Source organism: Vibrio sp. Vb1729, from assembly GCF_033338655.1.
Lineage (GTDB): Bacteria > Pseudomonadota > Gammaproteobacteria > Enterobacterales > Vibrionaceae > Vibrio > Vibrio alginolyticus.
The window spans coordinates 10,441-33,630 of the sequence record NZ_JAWOTB010000033.1 but is presented as its reverse complement, the minus strand read 5'-3'; the positions used below and the strand labels follow the sequence as shown (position 1 = coordinate 33,630).

At 44.6% G+C, this 23,190-nt stretch carries 22 protein-coding genes; 8 read left to right on the top strand and 14 right to left on the bottom strand.

Annotation, left to right across the window (positions count from 1 at the left end):
- The 6 genes from pilB to yacG all read left to right on the top strand — a co-directional run bounded on the left by pilB (nucleotide 1) and on the right by yacG (nucleotide 5,603).
- Entirely contained in the window at nucleotides 1-1,686 is a 1,686-nt protein-coding gene (gene pilB, locus R7E29_RS14870; protein WP_054576330.1) for a type IV-A pilus assembly ATPase PilB, read from the top strand.
- Between the two features lie 23 nt (nucleotides 1,687-1,709).
- Entirely contained in the window at nucleotides 1,710-2,933 is a 1,224-nt protein-coding gene (locus tag R7E29_RS14865; protein WP_017635918.1) for a type II secretion system F family protein, read from the top strand.
- A 64-nt stretch (nucleotides 2,934-2,997) separates the two neighbouring features.
- Nucleotides 2,998-3,867 carry a prepilin peptidase gene (locus tag R7E29_RS14860; RefSeq protein WP_054576331.1) on the top strand — a complete coding sequence of 290 codons (870 nt, stop codon included), beginning with the start codon at nucleotides 2,998-3,000 and terminating at the stop codon, nucleotides 3,865-3,867.
- Nucleotides 3,868-4,482: a dephospho-CoA kinase gene (gene coaE, locus R7E29_RS14855; RefSeq protein ID WP_054576332.1), complete on the top strand. Its 615-nt coding sequence runs from the start codon at nucleotides 3,868-3,870 to the stop codon at nucleotides 4,480-4,482. It abuts the gene before it with no gap.
- Between the two features lie 27 nt (nucleotides 4,483-4,509).
- On the top strand, nucleotides 4,510-5,250 hold the full coding sequence (zapD, locus tag R7E29_RS14850; RefSeq protein WP_054576333.1) for a cell division protein ZapD: 741 nt from the start codon (nucleotides 4,510-4,512) through the stop codon (nucleotides 5,248-5,250).
- 158 nt (nucleotides 5,251-5,408) lie between these two features.
- Nucleotides 5,409-5,603 carry a DNA gyrase inhibitor YacG gene (gene yacG / locus R7E29_RS14845; protein WP_017635922.1) on the top strand — a complete coding sequence of 65 codons (195 nt, stop codon included), beginning with the start codon at nucleotides 5,409-5,411 and terminating at the stop codon, nucleotides 5,601-5,603.
- Between the two features lie 312 nt (nucleotides 5,604-5,915).
- Here the strand turns inward: yacG and rplS are convergent, their stop codons facing one another.
- The 5 genes from rplS to ffh all read right to left on the bottom strand — a co-directional run bounded on the left by rplS (nucleotide 5,916) and on the right by ffh (nucleotide 9,518).
- Nucleotides 5,916-6,269: a 50S ribosomal protein L19 gene (gene rplS / locus R7E29_RS14840; RefSeq protein ID WP_005379971.1), complete on the bottom strand. Its 354-nt coding sequence runs from the start codon at nucleotides 6,267-6,269 to the stop codon at nucleotides 5,916-5,918.
- Nucleotides 6,270-6,310: 41 nt separating this feature from the next.
- Nucleotides 6,311-7,072: a tRNA (guanosine(37)-N1)-methyltransferase TrmD gene (gene trmD, locus R7E29_RS14835; protein ID WP_017635923.1), complete on the bottom strand. Its 762-nt coding sequence runs from the start codon at nucleotides 7,070-7,072 to the stop codon at nucleotides 6,311-6,313.
- Nucleotides 7,073-7,099: 27 nt separating this feature from the next.
- Nucleotides 7,100-7,648, bottom strand: coding sequence for a ribosome maturation factor RimM (gene rimM, locus R7E29_RS14830; protein ID WP_005379964.1), 549 nt, complete (start codon nucleotides 7,646-7,648; stop codon nucleotides 7,100-7,102).
- A 29-nt stretch (nucleotides 7,649-7,677) separates the two neighbouring features.
- Nucleotides 7,678-7,926, bottom strand: coding sequence for a 30S ribosomal protein S16 (rpsP, locus tag R7E29_RS14825; RefSeq protein ID WP_005379962.1), 249 nt, complete (start codon nucleotides 7,924-7,926; stop codon nucleotides 7,678-7,680).
- A gap of 209 nt (nucleotides 7,927-8,135) precedes the next feature.
- A complete protein-coding gene (gene ffh / locus R7E29_RS14820; protein ID WP_005385423.1) occupies nucleotides 8,136-9,518 on the bottom strand; it encodes a signal recognition particle protein in 1,383 nt (460 codons plus the stop codon).
- Between the two features lie 224 nt (nucleotides 9,519-9,742).
- Between ffh and R7E29_RS14815 the strand changes: the two genes are divergently transcribed.
- Both R7E29_RS14815 and R7E29_RS14810 read left to right on the top strand, forming a co-directional pair.
- Nucleotides 9,743-10,537 carry an inner membrane protein YpjD gene (locus tag R7E29_RS14815; RefSeq protein ID WP_005379950.1) on the top strand — a complete coding sequence of 265 codons (795 nt, stop codon included), beginning with the start codon at nucleotides 9,743-9,745 and terminating at the stop codon, nucleotides 10,535-10,537.
- Nucleotides 10,538-10,661: 124 nt separating this feature from the next.
- Nucleotides 10,662-11,942 carry an HlyC/CorC family transporter gene (locus R7E29_RS14810; protein WP_005379948.1) on the top strand — a complete coding sequence of 427 codons (1,281 nt, stop codon included), beginning with the start codon at nucleotides 10,662-10,664 and terminating at the stop codon, nucleotides 11,940-11,942.
- Nucleotides 11,943-12,009: 67 nt separating this feature from the next.
- Here the strand turns inward: R7E29_RS14810 and luxS are convergent, their stop codons facing one another.
- The 9 genes from luxS to R7E29_RS14765 all read right to left on the bottom strand — a co-directional run bounded on the left by luxS (nucleotide 12,010) and on the right by R7E29_RS14765 (nucleotide 22,562).
- Complete coding sequence (gene luxS / locus R7E29_RS14805) at nucleotides 12,010-12,528, bottom strand: S-ribosylhomocysteine lyase (protein WP_005379945.1); 519 nt, start codon at nucleotides 12,526-12,528, stop codon at nucleotides 12,010-12,012.
- Nucleotides 12,529-12,612: 84 nt separating this feature from the next.
- Nucleotides 12,613-13,218, bottom strand: coding sequence for a hypothetical protein (locus R7E29_RS14800; RefSeq protein WP_005379943.1), 606 nt, complete (start codon nucleotides 13,216-13,218; stop codon nucleotides 12,613-12,615).
- A gap of 23 nt (nucleotides 13,219-13,241) precedes the next feature.
- The gene (gene gshA / locus R7E29_RS14795; RefSeq protein ID WP_054576334.1) at nucleotides 13,242-14,810 is read right to left on the bottom strand and encodes a glutamate--cysteine ligase; all 1,569 of its coding nucleotides are present in this window, start codon (nucleotides 14,808-14,810) and stop codon (nucleotides 13,242-13,244) included.
- 156 nt (nucleotides 14,811-14,966) lie between these two features.
- Entirely contained in the window at nucleotides 14,967-17,810 is a 2,844-nt protein-coding gene (locus R7E29_RS14790; protein WP_017635925.1) for a M16 family metallopeptidase, read from the bottom strand.
- Between the two features lie 9 nt (nucleotides 17,811-17,819).
- Nucleotides 17,820-18,281, bottom strand: coding sequence for a YqaA family protein (locus R7E29_RS14785; protein ID WP_005379938.1), 462 nt, complete (start codon nucleotides 18,279-18,281; stop codon nucleotides 17,820-17,822).
- A complete protein-coding gene (locus tag R7E29_RS14780; protein ID WP_005385434.1) occupies nucleotides 18,275-19,225 on the bottom strand; it encodes an NADP-dependent oxidoreductase in 951 nt (316 codons plus the stop codon). The genes R7E29_RS14785 and R7E29_RS14780 overlap by 7 nt, the downstream gene beginning before the upstream one ends.
- Before the next feature lie 123 nt (nucleotides 19,226-19,348).
- Nucleotides 19,349-20,479, bottom strand: coding sequence for a sodium ion-translocating decarboxylase subunit beta (locus R7E29_RS14775; RefSeq protein WP_054576335.1), 1,131 nt, complete (start codon nucleotides 20,477-20,479; stop codon nucleotides 19,349-19,351).
- 9 nt (nucleotides 20,480-20,488) lie between these two features.
- The gene (oadA, locus tag R7E29_RS14770; protein WP_017635927.1) at nucleotides 20,489-22,273 is read right to left on the bottom strand and encodes a sodium-extruding oxaloacetate decarboxylase subunit alpha; all 1,785 of its coding nucleotides are present in this window, start codon (nucleotides 22,271-22,273) and stop codon (nucleotides 20,489-20,491) included.
- A gap of 31 nt (nucleotides 22,274-22,304) precedes the next feature.
- Nucleotides 22,305-22,562, bottom strand: coding sequence for an oxaloacetate decarboxylase subunit gamma (locus tag R7E29_RS14765; protein ID WP_005379932.1), 258 nt, complete (start codon nucleotides 22,560-22,562; stop codon nucleotides 22,305-22,307).
- Nucleotides 22,563-23,190 lie beyond the last annotated feature (628 nt).

Here is a 23,190-nt window from a genome sequence, read left to right as displayed (position 1 = left end):
ATGCTAACCAACCTCTCAACCATTCTTCGCCAAAAAGGGTTACTGACGTTTTCCCAAGAAGAATCGTTAATAGAGCAAGTCAAAGCTTCTGGCATTTCGATGCCAGAGGCTTTACTCAGTTCTGGATTATTTACATCAAGCGAACTCGCTGAGCACTTAAGTTCTCTCTTTGGTTTAAATCAGCCCGAGTTATCTCAGTACGAGTATGCTTCGCTTTGTCAGCAACTTGGCCTTAGGGAATTAATCACGCGGCATAACGCACTCCCACTCCAGCGTACGTCTTCAACGTTATTACTCGCCGTTGCCGACCCCACCAACCAACAAGCAGAAGATGATTTTCGCTTTGCCACTGGTTTACAGGTTGAATTGGTCTTGGGGGAATTTAGTCAACTCAGCGCGGCAATTCGACGCTTGTATGGTCGTTCATTGAGTCATGAGAAGTCCGGGTTAAAAGAGATCAACCAAGAAGAGTTAGCCAATCTGGTTGACGTGGGCGCAGATGAAATCGACAACATTGAAGACTTGAGCCAAGATGAGTCTCCTGTTAGCCGTTACATCAACCAAATTCTATTGGACGCTGTGCGCAAAGGCGCATCCGATATCCACTTTGAGCCTTATGAAAAGATGTACCGCGTGCGCCTGCGCTGTGATGGCATCTTAATTGAAACACAGCAGCCACCAAGCCACTTGAGTCGCCGCTTATCCGCTCGTATCAAAATCCTCTCTAAGCTTGATATTGCCGAAAGGCGCTTACCACAAGATGGGCGTATTAAGCTCAAGTTGAATCAAGACACCGCAATTGATATGCGTGTATCCACGCTGCCTACTCTATTTGGAGAGAAAATTGTACTACGACTGCTCGACAGCAGCTCTGCGTCATTGGATATCGACAAGCTTGGTTATAGCGAACAACAAAAACAATTGTACTTGGATGCGCTGCGTCGCCCACAAGGCATGATTCTGATGACAGGTCCAACCGGGAGCGGAAAAACCGTTTCTTTGTACACCGGGCTGAGTATCCTCAATAAACCAGAAATCAACATTTCTACGGCAGAAGACCCAGTAGAAATTAACTTATCGGGCATTAACCAAGTTCAAGTCCAGCCTAAGATTGGTTTTGGTTTTGCCGAAGCACTACGCTCTTTCTTACGTCAAGACCCCGATGTGGTAATGGTCGGTGAGATTCGTGACTTAGACACTGCAGAAATCGCGATCAAAGCCTCGCAAACTGGTCACTTAGTACTTTCAACCTTACATACCAATTCTGCGGCTGAAACGGTTATTCGTTTATCAAACATGGGCGTAGAAAGCTTTAACTTGGCCTCATCTCTTAGTTTGATTATTGCCCAGCGCTTAGCCCGTAAACTGTGCTCGCACTGTAAACAATCACAAGAGCTTACCGTTCAGCTACAACATCTTGGAATTCAAGCAAGCGACAACATTTTTAAAGCCAATCCCGATGGATGCAATGAGTGTACCCATGGTTATTCCGGCCGAACGGGGATTTATGAAGTGATGCGCTTTGATGAATTTCTTTCCGAAGCGCTTATTAAAGGTGCCTCGGTACATGAACTAGAAAAGCTCGCCATCGCAAATGGTATGAGCACGTTACAAATGTCGGGCATAGAAAAACTCAAACAAGGGATCACAAGTTTTAGTGAACTACAGCGCGTACTTTATTTTTAATCCTTTAATCAGCAGTCACCTCCATGAAAAGCACTACACCACAACTTAAAAACTTCCGCTGGAAAGGCATCAACAGTTCAGGCAAAAAGACGTCTGGACAAACCCTCGCGATGACGGAAATTGAAGTACGCGAGCGTCTAGACGCACAGCACATCAAGATCAAGAAGTTAAAGAAAAGCAGTATTTCGTTTCTCACTAAACTCAGCCATCGCGTGAAAGGCAGAGACATCACGGTGTTTACCCGTCAGATTTCGACGATGTTGATAACCGGTGTACCCTTAGTTCAGGCTTTAAAATTGGTCTCAGAAAATCATAAAAAAGCAGAGATGAAATCCATTTTGATGAGCGTGACACGCGCCGTTGAAGCGGGGACGCCCATGTCAAAAGCCATGCGCACTGCAAGTGAACACTTTGACCCACTCTATACCGATCTTATCGCCACAGGTGAGCAATCCGGTAACTTAGCAGAAGTGTTCGAGCGCTTAGCCACCTACCGAGAAAAAAATGAACAACTCCGTGCGAAAGTGATCAAAGCACTGATCTACCCAGCCATGGTAGTTCTAGTAGCGTTAGGCGTGTCGTTTATCATGCTCACCAAAGTCATTCCCGAGTTTGAAAAAATGTTTGTTGGTTTTGGTGCTGACTTACCGTGGTTTACCAGGCAAGTATTAGATCTTTCCGCCTGGACACAAAACTGGAGTCCGTTTATCGCACTAGGCTCCATTAGTTTATTCATTTCGGCGAGAATCCTCTCTAAGCGTTCAGATTCTTTTCGCTTAATGCTCAACCGCTCTGTGCTTAAATTTCCGGTCCTTGGGCCTGTATTATCAAAAGCCGCTATCGCCAAATTTAGTCGAACACTCGCCACAAGCTTTACAGCGGGTATTCCAATTCTAACCAGTTTAAAAACCACATCAAAAACCTCAGGAAACTTACACTATCAACTCGCCATAGAAGAAGTTTACCGTGATACCGCCGCAGGTATGCCAATGTATGTTGCCATGCGTAACTGTAATGTGTTCCCTGAATTAGTGTTACAAATGGTCATGATCGGTGAAGAGTCTGGTCGACTTGACGATATGCTCAATAAAGTTGCAACGATCTACGAGTTTGAAGTCGACAACACCGTCGACAACCTTAGTAAAATTCTAGAGCCACTAATTATCGTATTTTTAGGTATCGTTGTTGGCGGATTAGTGACAGCAATGTACTTGCCAATCTTTAACTTAATGAGTGTATTGGGCTAGAATGAGCTGTTAACTCCTTTAAAACAGCATCTTGCTGATTTCACTCATCGCTCAAGAGACAAATATGGAAGTATTCCAGTACTACCCTTGGCTATTCGTTCTGTTTGCCACCATCTTCGGTCTGATCGTGGGTAGCTTCCTCAATGTGGTTATTTATCGACTACCTAAAATCATGGAACTAGAATGGCGACGCGAATGTGCCGAGTCATTTCCTGAATACAAAATAGAACCTCCTAAAGAAGTGCTGACCTTGAGCGTCCCACGCTCCTCCTGTCAGAAGTGCGCAACGCCGATACGTATTCGAGACAACATCCCTGTGATTAGCTGGCTACTTTTAAAAGGCAAATGCCACAACTGTCAGACAGCCATTAGCGCACGCTATCCACTGATTGAACTGCTCACTGCGTTCTGCTCAGGCTTTGTCGCTTACCACTTTGGTTTTAGTTACTTTACCGTTGCCCTACTCTTTTTCACTTTTATCTTAATCGCAGCAACATTTATCGATCTCGATACGATGTTGTTACCTGACCAATTAACATTACCATTAACTTGGGCTGGCATTGCCTTAGCATTAGTCGAAATAAGTCCTGTTACTCTACAAGATTCTGTCATTGGTGCTATTGCTGGTTACCTATGTCTCTGGTCCGTTTACTGGGGCTTTAAGCTACTTACTGGTAAAGAGGGAATGGGATATGGTGATTTTAAACTACTCGCAGCACTAGGGGCTTGGCTGGGCTGGCAGTCACTGCCGATGATCATTCTACTTTCTTCTGTGGTTGGCATCGTATTTGGCATCATTCAACTACGCTTGCAAAAACAGGGAATTGAAAAAGCTTTTCCTTTCGGTCCTTACTTAGCAATTGCTGGTTGGATAAGCTTAATTTGGGGCGACCAGATTTTAAACTGGTACTTTACTTCAGTTCTAGGAGTGTAAATGGCTTTGGTTATTGGTTTAACAGGTGGTATCGCTAGCGGTAAAACAACCGTCGCGAATCTGTTCAAACAACAATTTAAAATCGATATCGTCGATGCCGACATTGTAGCAAGAGAAGTTGTCGAGCCAGGCACTCCCGGCCTAAACGCGATTATTGAACATTTTGGTTACGATATCGTTCGTGAAGACCAAACTTTAGATCGCGCAAAGCTGAGAGAGAAAATCTTTTCAAACTCAGATGAAAAAGCATGGCTCAACGCACTGTTGCACCCGATAATTCGTGAAAAGATGATCGAAGATTTGCAGCAAGTCACCTCAGAGTATGCGTTACTTGTGGTGCCGTTGCTCGTAGAAAACAAGCTAGACAGTTTGTGTGATCGAGTTCTTGTCGTCGATGTAGAACCGAATACACAGATATCTCGCACGATGAAACGAGACAATGTGAATGAAGAACAAGCTCGCGCTATCCTTGCCTCTCAAGCATCAAGAGAGCAAAGACTCACGCTTGCAGACGATGTGGTTAAGAATAATCCAAGTGACCCAGATCTTTTGCTTCAAATCACAGATTTGCACGAAAAGTACCTAGCCATGTGTAAGAAAAATCTGCGAAAATAGGAACGAAACTCACAAAGGCTTATGTCGATGACCACGCACAAATTTGAACATCCGTTAAATGAGAAAACTCGTATTTATCTAAGAGTGGAGTCTCTGCTGCGTCAGGCTCACTTGGCCTCTGGGTTTAGCGAAAATCACCAGTACCAACTGTTTTTTCGTGCGTTATTCGATATGGTTGAAATCTTCGAACAGATCCAACTGAAAAGTGAACTGGCTAAAGATCTTGAGAAGCAACGGCTGTCGTACCGCCATTGGCTCAATGTTAATGGTGTCGATCAAGACGCATTAAATACCTTGCTACAAGAGATAGATGTCGTTCATAGCCAACTAATGGGTGCTGAACGTTTTGGCCAAGCATTAAAAGAAGATCGCTTCCTAAGCTCTATCCGTCAACGCTTTAATCTACCGGGTGGTTCATGCTGTTTTGATCTGCCAGCATTACACTACTGGCTTCATCTACCTATTGAACGTAAAAAGCGTGATGCACAACAGTGGCAAGCAAGCTTAAAGCCCTTATCTGATGCGCTTTCGTTATGGTTAAAGCTCACTAGAGAGACCGGACATTTCAAAGCTCAAATCGGTCGTGCAGGTTTCTTCCAAAGTGACGCTGATGAAGCCAACATTCTAAGACTTCACATCCCAATGGAATATGGCGTGTATCCTATGATTTCAGGCCATAAAAACCGCTTTGCGATCAAGTTCATGTCGTTTGAAAACGGTCAAGCATGCACACAAGATATTGAATTTGAACTTGCTGTTTGCAGCTAAGACGACACTACGCCTCGCCTCCATAATCTAAAATTCAACGCTTTATTGCGCTTATATTTGATAAAATTTCGTAGCAGCAATAGCGCGTTGAATAAGCCATCTTTAATTCGTTTAGGTATACTACCCTTTAACACCAATTAGTAATGGGACGCTCAACTATGTCTAAAGTTACCATCGTTCAATGCCCACAATGTGGCGCCGACGTAGAATGGGGAGAACAAAGTCCTCATCGCCCTTTCTGCAGTAAACAATGCCAAATGATTGATTTTGGTGAATGGGCAGATGAAGAAAACACCATCCCAGGCGCACCCGATATGTCCGACAGTGATGGCTGGTCTGAAGACCAGTATTAAATTAAGACCTAGGGTAAAGGAATACCCTAGGTTCCTTCTTGGGGAATCTGAATCACGCTCCTTCGTCGCTGTCCAGAATGACGAATTTTAACCTCAGTGCTATATAATCTTTGACCATCATTTCCTGTCATTCCGAGGAGCCATAGCGGCATCAGGAATCTATTCACAGCAAGGTAGAGGCGTGGAGTGTACGTCAGTGCATGAGCATCGACAGTGCAGGTCGGGAGAAAAGAAACGAGCAAGCTAATTACACAAATAAAAAAACGGAGCCCTAAAAGGACTCCGTTTAAGATGAGAACGCTAGTTATAGCATTACTTCTTAGCAAGTTTCTCTTTGATACGAGCAGACTTACCAGAACGCTCACGTAGGTAGTACAACTTGGCACGACGTACTGCACCACGGCGTTTAACTTCGATGCTATCAACGATTGGAGAGTGTGTTTGGAACGTACGCTCAACACCTTCACCGTTAGAGATCTTACGTACAGTGAAAGCAGAGTGTAGACCACGGTTACGGATTGCGATTACAACGCCTTCGAAAGCCTGTAGACGCTCACGGTCACCTTCTTTTACCTTAACTTGAACTACAACAGTGTCACCTGGTGCAAATTTAGGTAGGTCTGATTTCATTTGCTCTTCTTCAAGAGCTTTGATGATGTTACTCATTTTTTAAATTCCTAGAATAAACTGATACTAAATAAATTAGGTTACTTTGCGTTATGTTCTTTAATGGCTTTATGCTCATTAACAAACTCAGCAAGTAATTGTTCCTGTTCGTCAGTCAGAGCTAGGTTTTCCAGGAGCTCTGGTCTTCTTAGCCAAGTACGGCCCAACGACTGCTTGAGTCGCCATTGACGAATATCCTTGTGATTGCCTGACATCAGTACCGCTGGTACCTCTTTGTCATCCAATACTTCTGGACGCGTATAGTGAGGGCAATCTAACAAGCCATTTGCAAAAGAGTCTTCTTCTGCTGACGCGAAATCCCCTAGTACACCCGGAACAAACCGAGAGACAGCGTCGATTAACGTCATGGCTGGTATCTCACCACCCGTCATCACAAAATCACCAATCGACCATTCTTCGTCGACTTCAGATTGAATGATGCGCTCATCTACCCCTTCATAACGACCACAAATCAGAAGCAAGTTCTCATTCGTTGCCAGTTCTTCCACTCCTTTCTGGTCGAGCTTGCGACCTTGAGGAGAAAGGTAGATGACTTTCGTCTTGCCCGGTGAGGCTGCTTTCGCGGTATGAATGGCATCGCGCAAAGGCTGAACCATCATTAACATACCAGGGCCACCACCGTAAGGTCGGTCATCGACTGTGCGATGTTTGTCGTGAGTGAAATCTCTAGGATTCCAAGTTTCAATCGACAAAAGACCTTTTTTAACCGCTTGACCTGTTACTCCAAAATCAGTAACAGAACGGAACATTTCTGGAAAAAGGCTAATAACGCCAACCCACATGTTTATCTCGCTCTGTAATTTTGGAGATTAGAATCCAGGATCCCAGTCAACTTCGATCCGTTGAGCTTCGCGATCAACATTAATGATCACTTGCTCTTCAAGGAACGGGATTAATCGTTCCTTCTGCCCGAAAGCATCTTTAAGATTTGCTTTAACAACCAGAACATCGTTTGAGCCAGTTTCTAGCATGTCAGTAACAACACCTAGATCGTAACCTTTAGTAGTTACAACTTGCATCCCAAACAATTCGCGCCAGTAGAACTCATCTTCTGACAATTCAGGAAGTACCGCAGGGTCAATAGCAATTTCAAAGTTCGTCATTAGATGCGCGTCTTCACGAACATCCATGCCTTCCAGCTTAGCCACCATACCTTTGTTATGGCGCTTCCAGCTTTCTACTTTGTACTCAACCCACTTGCCCTTTTGGTTAATGTACCAAGGGCTGTAATCGAAAATGCTTTCAGCATTGTCTGTGTAGGAAAAAACCTTAAGCCAACCACGAATGCCGTAAGTAGCACCAAACTTGCCTACAACAATCTTTTCGTTGCTCATTGTTTCTTTACCTTTCATCGACATAAACTAGTTTCTACTTTTCAAGTAAAAAATTAAGCCGCTTTTTGAGCGTCTTTAACTAGCTTAGCAACACGGTCAGATACTGACGCGCCTTGACCAACCCAGTGGTTAACGCGGTCTAGGTCTAGACGTAGACCTTCTTCTTGACCTTTAGCAGTTGGGTTGAAGAAACCAACTTTCTCGATGAAACGGCCAGTTGCAGCGTTGCGGCTGTCCGCTACTACGATTTGATAAAATGGACGCTTTTTAGCGCCGTGACGTGCCAAACGAATGGTTACCATGTCGTCCTCTTTGCTTTCTCAAAAATAAAATTAACCCCAAAAACCATTCAAGAAATTAAACAGTTTGGGGTCTCGTGCCAAAATAAAGCTCCGGAATTTTACTCTTCTCCCGGAGCAATGCAAGGAGTTTAGTTACTTTTTCACCAACATAAATTGAATTTAAAGTTTGTGACGAACCTAACACCCTGAATCTATGCGTGATCGATTAATTAACGACCAAATGGGTTGAAGCCACCGCCGCCACCCATGCCGCCCATCATGCCTTGCATGTTGCGCATCATGCCTTTCATGCCACCTTTTTGCATCTTTTTCATCATTTTCTGCATTTGGGTGAACTGTTTTAGTAAGCGGTTTACATCTTGAACCTGCACACCAGAACCAGCCGCGATACGCTTCTTGCGCGAGCCCTTGATAATTTCTGGGCGTTGACGTTCTTTCATTGTCATGGAGCTGATGATCGCTTCCATCTGTTTGAACATCTTGTCATCGACTTTGTCTTTCACATTGTCTGGTAGCTGGGACATTCCTGGAAGCTTATCCATCATCCCCATCATGCCGCCCATGTTTTGCATCTGGCCTAGCTGTTCACGGAAATCTTCAAGGTCGAAACCTTTCTTCTCTTTGAACTTCTTCGCTAACTTTTCTGCCTTTTCTTGGTCAACGTTGCGTTGTAGGTCTTCAATCAAAGACAGAACGTCACCCATGCCAAGAATACGTGAAGCAACACGATCTGGGTGGAACGGTTCTAGCGCGTCAGTTTTTTCACCGACACCCAAGAATTTGATTGGTTTGCCCGTGACATGGCGTACTGAAAGTGCCGCACCACCACGAGCATCACCATCAACCTTAGTTAGAACTACACCGGTAAGAGGTAGCGCATCGCCAAAGGCTTTTGCTGTATTTGCTGCGTCTTGACCCGTCATGGCGTCAACAACAAATAGCGTTTCTACTGGGTTGATAGCTGCGTGAAGATCTTTGATCTCCCCCATCATCTCTTCATCAATTGCCAAACGACCTGCGGTATCGACAATCAATACGTCGTAGAATTTTTTCTTCGCATGGTCAATCGCTGCATTGGCGATATCAATAGGCTTTTGGTCTGGTGATGATGGGAAGAAGTCAACACCGATGTCTGATGCCAGTGTTTCAAGCTGCTTGATTGCCGCAGGACGGTAAACGTCGGCAGACACAACCAAGACTTTCTTCTTGTCACGTTCTTTTAGAAGCTTAGATAACTTACCTACCGATGTGGTTTTACCCGCACCTTGTAGACCAGCCATAAGAAGCACAGCAGGTGGTTGAGCAGCAAGGTTTAGCGCCTCATTCGACTCACCCATTACGGCTTCAAGTTCTGTTTGAACGATCTTGATAAATTCCTGACCTGGAGTCAGAGATTTAGAAACTTCTACGCCCACCGCTTTTTCTTTAACGCGGTTCACAAATTCACGAACGACCGGAAGCGCAACGTCAGCTTCAAGTAGAGCCATTCGGACTTCACGTAGGGTTTCTTTAATGTTGTCTTCGGTCAGACGACCTTTACCACTGATATTTTTCAGCGTTTTGGATAATCGATCCGTTAAATTCTCAAACATCTTTGTCTCTTCGCTAAAATGGCGATTAATTAGTGTGAGTATACATTAGCCAAGGTCTGAGTCATACCCGTACCGCTGTCCTATTCTTGTCTCTATTTATATATGGTGCGGTAACTTATTAATTTCAATATCTCATCTCTCACGATTGATGTCGGATATAACGTAGCCCCAAAGTGTAATGCAAGGTATAATTTCTCCATCGTGCACAATAATATTTAGGATTCATGGATAGCTTAATAGCCATCGCGGCCGCCATACTTTATGTCTTGGCGATTGCGACCATCATACCCGGACTCTCACAACAGTCAGGAATCAAAGCAAAAACAGTGTTTGCTAGTGCTGCCTGTGCGCTTGTTTTTCATGCGTGGATTTTGAGTGATCTGATCTTTGATGGTTCAGGTCAAAACCTGAGTATTCTCAACGTGGCTTCTTTGATCAGTTTTATTATTTCTCTGGTCATGAGCCTTGCTATGTTGAAAAACCGACTGTGGTTTTTATTGCCTGTCGTTTATAGCTTTGCTGCCATCAATTTATCTGCTGCCACATTTTTGCCAAGCACGTTTATAAAGCACCTAGAGAATGACCCTAAGCTACTCATTCATATTTCATTTGCGCTCTTCTCATACGCGACTTTAACTATCGGGGCACTCTATGCGCTTCAGTTGGCTTGGCTGGATCACAAACTGAAAGCAAAAAAATCTTTGGCGATTAACCCAAACCTGCCGCCTCTATTAATGGTGGAGCGTCAACTCTTCAAAATTATTTTGATCGGTAACTTATTGTTAACTGCCACGCTCATTACTGGCTTTGTCTTTGTGCAGGATATGTTTGCCCAAGGTAAGGCACATAAGGGCATTCTTTCTTTCATCGCTTGGGTGGTGTACTCAATACTACTTTGGGGTCACTATCAAAAAGGCTGGCGTGGTAGAAAAGTCACATGGTTCGCTGTTGCAGGAGCAACACTGTTGACTCTGGCATATTTTGGCAGTCGCTTTGTAAAAGAAATCATCTTGAATTAAGGAGCTCTAGGGCTCCTATCCTTTATATTTTAGGCTAGATAAAATACAGTACGCCTTAACTCTTTGACTTAACGGACTTACTCAACCGTTATATAACCCAATACTTACAAGGAACAGCAACGTTTTGGACGACATCTCTACGGGTATCTTGTTTGCGCTACTCGCGTGTCTTATCGTCATATCAGGTTACTTTTCCGGTTCAGAAACAGGGATGATGTCTCTGAATCGTTATCGCTTAAAACACTTAGCCAAAAACGGGCATAAGGGTGCTAAGCGAGTCGAAAGACTATTAGACCGTCCAGATCGTTTGATTGGTCTTATTCTTATCGGCAACAACCTCGTTAATATTCTCGCGTCTGCTATCGCGACCATTATTGGTATGCGTTTGTATGGTGATTTAGGTGTCGCTATCGCAACCGGTGCACTAACTATGGTTGTATTGGTTTTTGCCGAGGTTACCCCTAAAACAATTGCAGCGCTTTACCCTGAACGTGTGTCCTACGCGAGCAGTATATTATTGACCATACTGATGAAGTTACTGTCGCCTTTAGTGATGCTTGTTAACTTTATTACGAATGGCTTTATCCGCTTACTTGGTGTAAGAGCGGATCACTCAGCAGAAGATCATCTTAGCTCCGATGAGCTGCGTACGGTGGTAAATGAAGCTGGCGGTTTGATCCCTCGCCGACACCAAGACATGCTAGTGTCTATTTTAGATCTTGAGCACGTCACCGTGAACGACATTATGGTCCCACGCAATGAAATTACCGGTATTGATATTAACGACGACTGGAAATCCATTGTTCGCCAGCTAACACACTCACCACATGGGCGCATAGTTTTCTATCGTGACCAAATTGATGAAGTGGTTGGTATGCTGCGCTTGCGTGAAGCTTATCGTCTGATGTTGGAAAAGAACGAATTCAACAAAGAAACGCTATTACGTGCTGCTGATGAGGTCTATTACATCCCAGAAGGCACACCACTGAACGTGCAAATGTTGAAATTCCAACGCAACAAGCAACGTATCGGTCTGATCGTGGATGAGTACGGTGATATCATCGGTCTAATCACTCTTGAAGATATTCTGGAAGAGATCATTGGTGAGTTCACGACGTCAATTTCTCCAAGCCTCTCTGATGAAATCAGTCCTCAAGGTGACGGAAGCTTTCTTATTGAAGGCAGCACCAATATTCGAGATATTAACAAAGGCCTGAAATGGGATTTACCAACGGATGGCCCAAGAACGTTAAACGGTCTTATTTTGGAGCACCTGGAAGATATTCCAGAGAGCCATTTAAGCGTGAGAGTAGCGGGTCACCCAATGGAACTTGTTGAGATTGAAGAGAACCGAATCAAGCTCGTTCGTGTTTATCCGAAGAAGAAAAAATCGACATCCAAATAACCAAAAGAAAAGCCTGACTCATGTCAGGCTTTTTTACTTATTGGGCAATATGCTTCTTAATGAGCACCTAGTCGATGCGCAACTCTTTTAACATCGACTCAGGCAAAGCAAGTTCATCATTTTTGTTCACCGAAACACCAGCATCCAAAATGTTCTTTGCGATCTGTTGTGCTTCTTTTAAAGAGTGCATTGCTGCCGTGCCGCATTGGTATTCGTTAAGTTCAGGGATCTTATTCTGACTTTCTACCTTCAGCACATCTTCCATTGCTGCAATCCAAGCATCTGCGACTTGCTGCTCTGATGGTGTGCCAATCAGGCTCATGTAAAAACCTGTGCGGCAACCCATAGGCGAAATATCGATGATCTCAACAGAATCATCGTTTAGGTGATTACGCATAAAGCCTGCATAAAGGTGCTCTAGGGTGTGAATACCTTTTTCAGAAAGAATGTCTTTGTTTGGCGCAGTAAAGCGTAAGTCGAAAACAGTAATCGTATCCCCTTTTGGGGTCTGCATGGTTTTCGCCACTCGTACAGCGGGTGCATTCATACGAGTGTGGTCCACGGTAAAACTATCGAGTAAAGGCATTACATCTCTCCTGATTGTAACTCCAGTACCTTTCGGTAATGGATAAATGTCATTCATCCCTACAGCACATGAACTGACTGTGGGCTAAAAGAACCAGCTGCTGTTGTCTTCTAATTCCTGACGACATTGCTTCAGCTGCCAGCCATAAGTTTTCGCTGTTTGTTCAACACGTCGAGCGACTTTGATTAAACTAGGCTTTCGATTATAAGTACCTCGCTTATACCCACCTCGCCCTTCATGATAAGCCAGATACTGGTTATAGGGATCCCATAATGAAATCCCTAGCTGACGCCGTGTTTCATGAGTATACCAACCGACAAACATCATAGAATCATCGAAGTTGGTACGAGAGCCACCCTGACCTGTGGCATCTTGGAAGTCTTCCCAAGCAGGGTCTTGAGCTTGAGCGTAACCATACGCACTGCTGACTCGTCCCCAAGGAATAAACCCTAGCAAATAATCTTTAGGTGGTTTTGCATCGTGCCGAAAGCTGCTTTCTTGTTTAATGATGGCCATAGCGACATGAATAGGGGTCCCCCATTCATCTTCCATATCTTTGGCATCATCGTACCAACCGGATTTCTCTCGGAATATCTCGCATAAGTTATTCTGCTGCTTTGGCGGTGCCGTAGCACAACCTGCAAGTAACACGCTTCCAAGTACCGCTACTACTGACGACTTAATGTTCAACCGCACCAATCCTTAGTTAGTCATTACTGCTTCAGGTAAGCAAAGTAATCTTCCAAAAAATCATCAAAAGAAAGCGTGTCACTCTGCTCTGCTTGCTTTTGTTTTTCCACGGACGACGCTACTTCCGTTTCCATCGTATCTTGTGAGTAGTACTGATAACCGTGAGCTAGGTTTTCATCACGGTACTTCATACCAAGAGTACAACCAACTTTACCTAGCCCACCCAGCTCTTTCGTTAGCTCTAATAGTTGACCAGAGATCGTTAGTTCTGGGTTATCAATCCATGTCTCGAGTTGATTACACACATCTTGGTATGCACTGCCACCAGCGGTCATATCCATTTGCTGTGCTATTTGACGTAACTCGACGAAAACTCGGTGTGCCCAATCTTGTAGAGATAGACGTTCACCTTGACAACCAATTTGCAGCATTAGACCTTTTTCACGGCCAGAAACAATGACTTTATTCCAGTTATCGCGCCAACACTCTAATTCACAGTTATCCATAGGGTCTGAGTCTGACAAGGCCGCCCAGGTAAGGAAGAGATCCAAGAATCGTACTTGCTCTTCATTTAAGCCCACTGCGCTGAATGGGTTAACATCTAGAGAACGAACTTCAATGTATTCGACACCACCGCGTCGTAACGCATCTGAAGGCTTCTCACCACTTTTCGATACACGTTTTGGACGAATCGGAGCGTACAGTTCATTCTCAATTTGTAAGATATTGGAATTAAGCTGGCGGTATTCACCATCCACTTTTACCCCAATTTTCGCAAACTCTTCTGATGGGTGGCGAATCGCATCACTCAAACCATCGAGGTATTGGTCAATGCTGTTAAAACCAATTTTCAGCACACTTTGAGCACTATTGGTATAGCCAAGATCGCTCAAACGCAAAGACGTCGACTTCGGCAAATATAATGTCCCGCCAATCTTCTCGAATGGCAGATCGGTTTCACGACCTTGAATAAAAGAGCCACATAACGCTGGTGATGCACCAAAGAAGTAGGGAATCATCCAGCCAAAGCGGTAGTAATTACGGATCAACGCAAAGTACGCATCAGACTTAGCATCTTGGCGGGCTTGTTCATCTTGCTCGCCATAGAGCGCATCCCAAAATGTTTCAGGAAACGAGAAGTTAAAATGGACACCTGAAATAATTTGCATCAGGCTGCCATAGCGACGCTTTAGGCCTTCTCGGTACAGCGTTTTCATTTTCGCTGCATTCGAAGAGCCATACTGGGCTAACTGAATATCATCCTCTGAGCCTACGTAGCAAGGCATTGATAGTGGCCACATTTTCTCTTCACCCATTTTGGTTTGAGTGAAATGATGGATATCTTTCAGCTGTGCCATCAGTTCTGGAATTGCATGTGACACAGGCGTAATGAACTCTAACAATGATTCCGAAAAATCCGTTGTGATCCATTGATTTGTGAACGCAGAGCCTAACCCTTCAGGATGAGGAGTTGTAGCTAGATGTCCATCCTGACGATAGCGCAAAGTTTCTCGCTCAACACCGCGTCCAAACTGCTTAAATACTTCGGGGTTTGATGCAACTTTTTTTAGTCGCGCAGCAAAATCAGTCAAAATGAGGTTCGCTTATATTGGGAGCAGGACACTTGTTACATAACACAAGTGTAAGCTAAGTTATTGATAGTTAATGCATCTAGATAAATAACCCACGAAAAGTTGCTTATCTAGATGAATAGCGGAGAAACGTTTCTCCGCTATTAAATGTGTACTCTATCGAATGATTTCAAGCTCTTCTACGTCTTTCCCCAACTTTTCTAATTGAGGACGCAACGATTTAGCATCACCAACGACGATAATTTGATAGTCATTTGGATCAAACCATTTCTGAGCCAGCGCATTCAACGTCTGCTTATCAACTTTTTCTACGATAGCGTTTCTTTGCTGCAAGTAATCATGATCGAGGTTGTACTTAAGAATATCACTGATGAGCTCCGCTTTTTGTGTTGGCGTTTCATATTTCAGTGCATCTTTTTGACCGACCGCTTGACGCATAAATTTCATCTCTTCATCAGTAATACCTGACTGCGAGTATTCATTTAGCTCATTTTCCATCTCAATGATCGAAGCAACCGTTGCATCCGCTCGTACTTGCGCGGTGAAAACCACCGAGCCTGTTTCTGGATTACCAGAGAAATAGCCGTAAGCACCGTATGTGTAACCCTTGTCTTCACGTAGATTTTGGTTAATGCGGCTATTGAAGTTCCCAGCTAAGTTGAAGTTTGTCAGTTGGCTTAGGTAAAAATCGCCCGTTGCGTCGTAAGGCATACCTTGACGAACCATCATGACCACACTTTGCGGCGCTCCTGGTTTATCAACAAGATGGATCTTTTGCTCACCTAATGCAGCAATGCTTTGCGGTGCATACAATGGCGCAGCTTCATCTTGCCAGTTTTTCCAGAACGTCAGTTGCTGCTCAATTTCCTGTTTATTGATGTCACCAACAACGACGATTTGCGCACTTTGTGGCGTGTAATGCTTCGAGTAGAATTCACGGACATCATCCAACGTTAATGCACTGACACCTGCTTGCGTGCCGTCTTTTGGTCGAGCAAAAACCGAATCCCCATAGAGCACCTGGCGACTCGCTTGTGACGCCATCCAACTTGGATTTTGGTGCTCATATACCAGGCCTTCTAGCGCTTGCATTTTTACACGCTCGAAATCATCTTGATTAAATGCAGGAGACAGCAACATCTCTTCGACAATTTTTAACGTCGGCTCTAAGTTCTTTTCTAGAGCAGAAACACTGATGTTTGTTGTATAACCTGTGGCATTAACAGAGATAACACTACCCAGTTTATCAAGCTCAGCTTGAATCTCTTCGACACTGCGTTTCGTTGTGCCTTCTTGCAACATCGCAGCGGTCAATTGGGCAAGACCTTCTTTACCCTTTTCAACAAAACGTGTCCCGGCAGGTAGACTAAATTGCATCATCACCGTCGGCGTTTCATCGCTAACTGCACCAAGCAGCTCTGAGCCATTCTTGAAATGTAACTCGTACAGCTCTGGCATCGTCGCTTTCACTGGTTCTCCTACTGGCGGTTGCACTGAGCGATCGAAGTTATCGGTCGCACGACGATACGCCAATTGGTCATCGGAAATCTTCTCATATTCTGGCAGCGTACGCTTTGGCGTCACAAAGGTCGCAGGTTTTACGACAAGGTCTGTTTTTCCTTTTGGGACCACGCTTAGGGTCACTTTGTTCTTACCTTGAATAAAGTCCGTATACGCTTTTTCTACCGAAGTCGGCGTAACTGCACGGATTTGCTCAAGCTGTTGCTCAAGACGATCAGGATCGCCGAAAAATGTCTCGTTGGAAGCCAACTGAGTCACTTTACCTTTAACGCTTTCTAGCGCAAAAATAGCATCCGCTTCCGCTTTACCCTTCAACTGCTCAAGGCGATCCTCTGTCACGCCTTTTTCCGCAAACTGATTTAGTGATTGTAAAAGCTCGTCGTACAGTTTTGATAGGTCGCCTTTGTCTCCAGAATCACCCATTGCGTAAACGTAAAAGTTACACGCCAGTTCAGCACAATCATGGAATGAACCAGCATCGACCGCTTTTTGAGTCTTCACTAGGTCTTGATAGAGCACGCTGTTGGTACCGCCACCCAATACTTCTGATAATGTATCGAGAGACGCTTGGCTTTCTTCGCCATTGTAGGTTGTTGGCCACGCGATCATCACCATAGGTTGTTGAATACGATCTTCTAGAGTGATGTATTTATCTTCTTGCAGTTTTGCAGGTTGTTTCGGCGCATTTTCAACCTCAGGACCACGAGGAATCGAACCGAAGTACTTATTTACCCACTCTAGAGTTTGTTCAACGTCTAAGTCACCACCGATCGTGATAGTCGCATTGTTTGGGCCATACCAACGCAAGAAAAACGCTTTGAGGTCGTTCACATCAACACGATCAAGATCTTCAACATAACCAATGGTTTGCCACGAATACGGATGACCTTCAGGATATAGCGCTTCGGACATGCGCTCCCAAATTAAGCCATAAGGACGATTATCGTAACGCTGAGCTCGCTCATTTTTTACAGTCGAACGCTGAATTTCAAATTTGCGTTGAGAAACCGCATCCAACAAAAAGCCCATACGGTCAGACTCTAACCACAGCATTTTCTCGAGCTGGTTAGCAGGGACAGTTTCAAAGTAGTTAGTACGATCGCGGTTTGTAGTACCATTTAATGTGCCGCCAGCCTCCGTGATGATTTTGAAGTGCTCTTGGTCACCAACGTTCTCTGAACCTTGGAACATCATGTGCTCAAAGAAATGCGCAAAACCAGACTTACCCACTTCTTCACGAGCTGAACCAACATGGTAAGTCACATCCACATGGACCAATGGGTCAGAATCTTCAGGAGCTAAGATCACCGTTAAACCATTATCGAGTTTATACTTTTGGTATGGAATCTTAACTTTGCCTTCTTCAGCTTTCGATGACTCAACGAAAGTTACCCCTTTCGGCAGTGATGAAACTGGCGTATTTGATGCACAGCCCGTGATCACCAACAGTGAACACGCGCCAACCCAAAACATCTTCATGTACTTTCCTTAAAATAATCCGAGATAGATGGCCGCAAGTAAGCTATACCTAGCAGCCTTTCCTAAAAATATTAAAATCACGCAAGGCAGAAACTTCATTCTTAGCCACCCTGCGGCTAAACACAGCGGGTCTCCTATTACAGGTAACCAGCTAAAAAATAACCCCCAATAGCCATACTTAGAGAGCCACTTTAATGCGGTATGACCGTGCTTTTCCTCTTGTGCTTTGTTGGGAATCCACAAGCCAAGCCAATAATTTGTTAAGCCACCAAGCGTATTACCGATAGTAGCGACCATAACAATTGAAGAAACGGAGTATTGATTTAATGAGAGAGTGGCAACTAAGCCCGCTTCAGAACCACCAGGCAACAACGTGGCACTGAGAAAACCGGTCATGAAAAGCACCCATAATGCTGAATCTGAAAACCAAAGCGCTAAACTTTCAAAACTCGTGTTAAATGCTTCTAGCATGTCATATCAAGCAACACCTTGCCTCTGGTTCTTCCTGATTCGACCTGCTGGTGAGCACCAATGACATCACTCATAGGATAAACCTGTTGAATTTCAGTCTTCAGTAAGCCAACGCCGACCATGTACAACAAGGTATCTAACTGCGCAGGGTCTGGTTCAACCAACATGCCACTAGCCTCAAAGCCTAGGAGTTTGGCTTTTTCACAAATCAGCTCAGCAGTTATGGTTGGAACGGTGATGACTCTCGCATTATCTTTCAGGCATTTAAGCGCATCTAACGCAGCATCTCCGCCTACTAAATCAATCAAAACATCAACATCTTCAACACGTTCTGACACTGGTGCAAATTGATAGTTCACTGCATGAGCACCGAGCGTCGCAAGGTAGTCTAAATTTCGTTCACTGCAGGTTGTAAAGACTTCCGCTTTCGTCGCGATCGCAATTTGTACCGCGAGGTGTCCAACACCACCGGCTCCAGCGAGGATAAGTACGCGATCGTTTTCCGTCACATTAGCCTTACTGAGAGCTTGTGCCGCAGTTTGTCCCGCCAACGGTAATGCAGCAGCTGCCTCCAAAGTTACGGAGCTAGGAACATGACTTAACTCAGTTTCTGGAACACATATGTATTGACTGTAACCACCGCCTCGAACTGGGAAACCAATAAATCCAGCCACCTCATCACCTTCATTAAAACGTGATGCCCCCTCTCCACAAGACATCACTTTTCCTGAGATGTCGTAACCTGGCACCCAAGGTAAATTATCCTTATTCTGCGCTGCTGCCCAACCGAGCCCAGCTCGAGTTTTGACATCAATAGGATTTACGCCTGAAAAAGCGACTTTTACTAAGACTTCACCAGGCTGTGGTGATGGTGTAGAAGCATGTTGAATCGCGAGTACGTTGGCATCACCAAACTCAGTGATAACGATCTGTTTGTGTTCCATAAACCATTCCCTGCAAGAAAACAAAAAGGGATGCGAAAGCATCCCTTTGACTATAAACCATTTTGTTAACCTAAGTTAATCGTGATTTTGTAAATTGGTTGATCATTCCATTTTCAATAATGTCTAACCAACAAGTGCTAACAATATACCAGCCGCAACGGCTGAACCCAGCACACCAGCAACGTTTGGTCCCATCGCATGCATTAACAAAAAGTTTTGCGGGTTAGCTTGTAAACCAACTTTGTTTACGACTCGCGCGGCCATTGGTACCGCAGAAACGCCAGCCGCACCAATAAGTGGGTTGATGTCTTCTTTCGAGAACTTGTTAAGCAGTTTCGCCATCAGGACGCCCGCACCAGTACCGATACTAAATGCAACTGCGCCTAACCCCAAGATACCTAACGTTTCTAGGTTCAAGAACTGCTCAGCTTGCAGCTTAGAACCAACACCAAGACCTAAAAAGATAGTCACTATGTTGATCAATTCATTTTGAGCAGTTTTCGATAAACGATCGACCACACCAGCTTCACGCATCAAGTTACCCAAACAGAACATACCAACCAATGGCGTAGCTGAAGGTAAGAACAGAATCGTCATCAGTAATACAGCAAGCGGGAAGATGACTTTCTCCCATTTACCAACATGACGAAGCTGAGCCATCTTGATTTGACGCTCTTCCTTGGTTGTCAGTGCTTTCATGATTGGTGGCTGGATGATCGGCACCAATGCCATATAGCTGTATGCCGCGACTGCAATCGCACCTAGCAGATCTGGAGAGAGCTTACTCGCTAAGAAAATCGCTGTTGGCCCATCAGCACCACCGATGATCGCGATAGACGAAGCATCTGCCATGGAGAACTCCATGCCAGGTACATAGTTGAGCAAAATAGCGCCAAACAGTGTTGCAAAAATACCAAACTGCGCAGCCGCACCTAACCACAACGTTTTTGGGTTTGCGATCAAAGCACCAAAGTCAGTCATCGCGCCCACACCCATGAAGATCAATAGCGGGAACACACCCGATTCAATCCCAATGTAGTAAACGTAGTAGAGCAAGCCACCAGGCTCAGTAAAGCCAGCATTTGGAATATTCGCCAAAATAGCACCGAAACCAATCGGCAATAACAGTAAAGGTTCAAATCCTTTTTTAATTGCCAAAAACAGCAAGTTACAACCAACCAGCATCATACAGATTTGGCCGAACTCGAAGTTAGCGATCCCTGTTTCTGCCCAAAGGGTTAACAATCCGTCCATGATACTCCCTTACGCCAGGCTCAACAGAGGCGCACCTACTGTGACAGCATCGCCTTCTTTAACGTTCAGCTCTTGAACCACACCACCACGCGCCGCTCGTACTTCAGTTTCCATTTTCATCGCTTCAAGGATGAGCAATACATCGCCTTCAGCTACCTCAGCACCAGGCTGAACATTCACTTTGAAGATGTTACCTGCAAGAGGAGCAGGTACCGCTTCTGCTGAAGCATTAGAAGGTGCGCTAGGTGTAGCCGATTTTGCCAGTGCATTAGAAGGAGCAACAGATGTCAGTTCACCTTGAGGGCCAACTTCCACCTCATACACCTGCCCGTCAACACGTACACTATAAGTTTCTACACCACCAGTTGCTGGTTGAGCTACAGGTACAGCAGGCTTCTCAGCTTCTAGCGTTGGTGCAGGCTCAAATGCTTCTGGGTTTTCACGATTCTTAAGGAACTTAAGCCCAACTTGAGGGAAAAGTGCATAAGTGAGTACGTCATCAACACGCTCACTTGCTAGCTTAATGCCTTCTGATTTCGCTTTCTCCATCAGATCAACCGTAAGCGTCTCCATTTCAGGCTCAAGTAAATCGGCAGGACGACAGGTAATTGGCTCTTTACCATCAAGCACTTTCGCTTGCAGTTCTGCATTTAACTCGGCTGGCGCTTGACCGTACTCACCTTTCAATAGGCCAGCGGTTTCCTTGGTAATACTCTTATAGCGCTCGCCAGTAAGAACGTTAATCACCGCTTGCGTACCGACGATCTGTGAAGTTGGAGTCACCAATGGAATGAAACCAAGATCTTCACGTACACGAGGGATCTCTTCTAATACTTCATCAATGCGATCCGCAGCACCCTGCTCTTTCAACTGGCCTTCCATATTGGTCAGCATACCACCAGGCACTTGAGCAATCAGGATGCGTGAATCGACTCCTTTTAACTGGCCTTCCCACTTCGCATACTTCTTACGTACCTCACGGAAATATGCGGCGATAGATTCCAGTTGCTCGAGTTTCAAATTGGTATCTCGCTCGGTGCCTTCTAGCATAGCGACTACCGTTTCAGTCGGTGTATGACCGTAAGTACAACTCATTGAAGAAATCGCAGTATCGAGAATATCAATACCGGCTTCTACTGCTTTTACCGCTGTTGCTGTAGACAGCCCCGTTGTTGCATGACAATGAAGTGCCAATGGCACATCACAAGACGCTTTGATACGCGTGATAAGCTCTTCCGCTTCATAAGGCTTAAGTAAGCCAGACATATCTTTAATACACAGCGAGTGACAACCTAAATCCTCTAGGCGTTTTGCCAAGTCAACCCAAGTGTCTGCGTTATGCACTGGGCTCGTAGTGTAAGACAACGTACCTTGAGCATGCGCACCAACATCAACCGTTGCTTTAACGGCTTTCTGGAAGTTTCGCACGTCATTCATTGCATCAAAAATACGGAATACATCCATGCCGTTAGCATGCGCGCGTTCAACAAACTTCTCTACTACGTCGTCGGCATAATGGCGGTATCCTAAAAGGTTTTGACCACGCAGTAGCATTTGCATTGGTGTATTAGGCATCGCTTTTTTTAGTTCACGTAAACGCTCCCAAGGGTCTTCTCCTAAGAATCGAATACAAGAATCAAATGTTGCACCGCCCCAAGTCTCTAGAGACCAGTAACCAACCTTATCCAACTCAGCTGCGATAGGCAGCATATCCTCAATACGCATACGCGTAGCAAATAGTGATTGATGGGCATCACGAAGGACCACATCAGTAATAGCTAGTGGTTTAGACATGCTCTTAAACTCCTTTTTAATCCTAGTTCGGCTACTTCGCGAATGAGGCGCGATGTTTATGAATCGCAGCCGAGATCGCCGCCACTACTTGTGGACTAACAGCTGAAGAGGTTGATTGAATATTAGTGTTTGTTTTTGGTGCTGCGATCGGCTCTGGTACTTCTTCTGGTACCAATTTCGACATTAACCGAACGAGATAAACAAGAATAGTGAGGAAAATAAATACGACCGCCATCCCCGTTAGCATCAGGGTGGCCGCATCTACTAGCAGGCTTCCTATATTAGTCATGTTGCTTCCTTTCTTTGTCATCCTGACAACGTGCAGGACTTTAATAGTGTCAAATCCCGACCCATGGATTATCTCGATTGGTTAAATTTTGTCAATTTTGTTTAAGGAAGGTTTGTAGTAATCCTGATAAATGATTATTTATTCACTACCCAGATCACAGTTCATGACAAAATAATCACTTCAAATCGCTATCACCTTACGAACAGAGTAAAGGAGGACATAAATAAAAACTGCGATTTAGATTTCAAAATCAAATCGGGACTCACGCAGTAAAAACCAACAAAAACAAAAAGATGAACAAGATTAACAATAAATAAACAAATAACAAACAAAGTGACTACATGAGAGTAATTGAAATGAAAAATGGAAGTCAGTGTATAGGAGGGATAATCAGGATGATTTCACACGATGCGACAGAAGCTTGATAGCAAATTGCTTAGATACGCACATATTCGCTTTTAAAAAAGAGGAACATAGGCTCTAGTGATCCTACGCCATATTCCAGATGTCTAGATACAAAAAAGCCTCGCAATTGCGAGGCTGTTTCAATGAGTGGCGCGTCCTGGAGGATTCGAACCTCCGACCGCCTGGTTCGTAGCCAGGTACTCTATCCAGCTGAGCTAAGGAC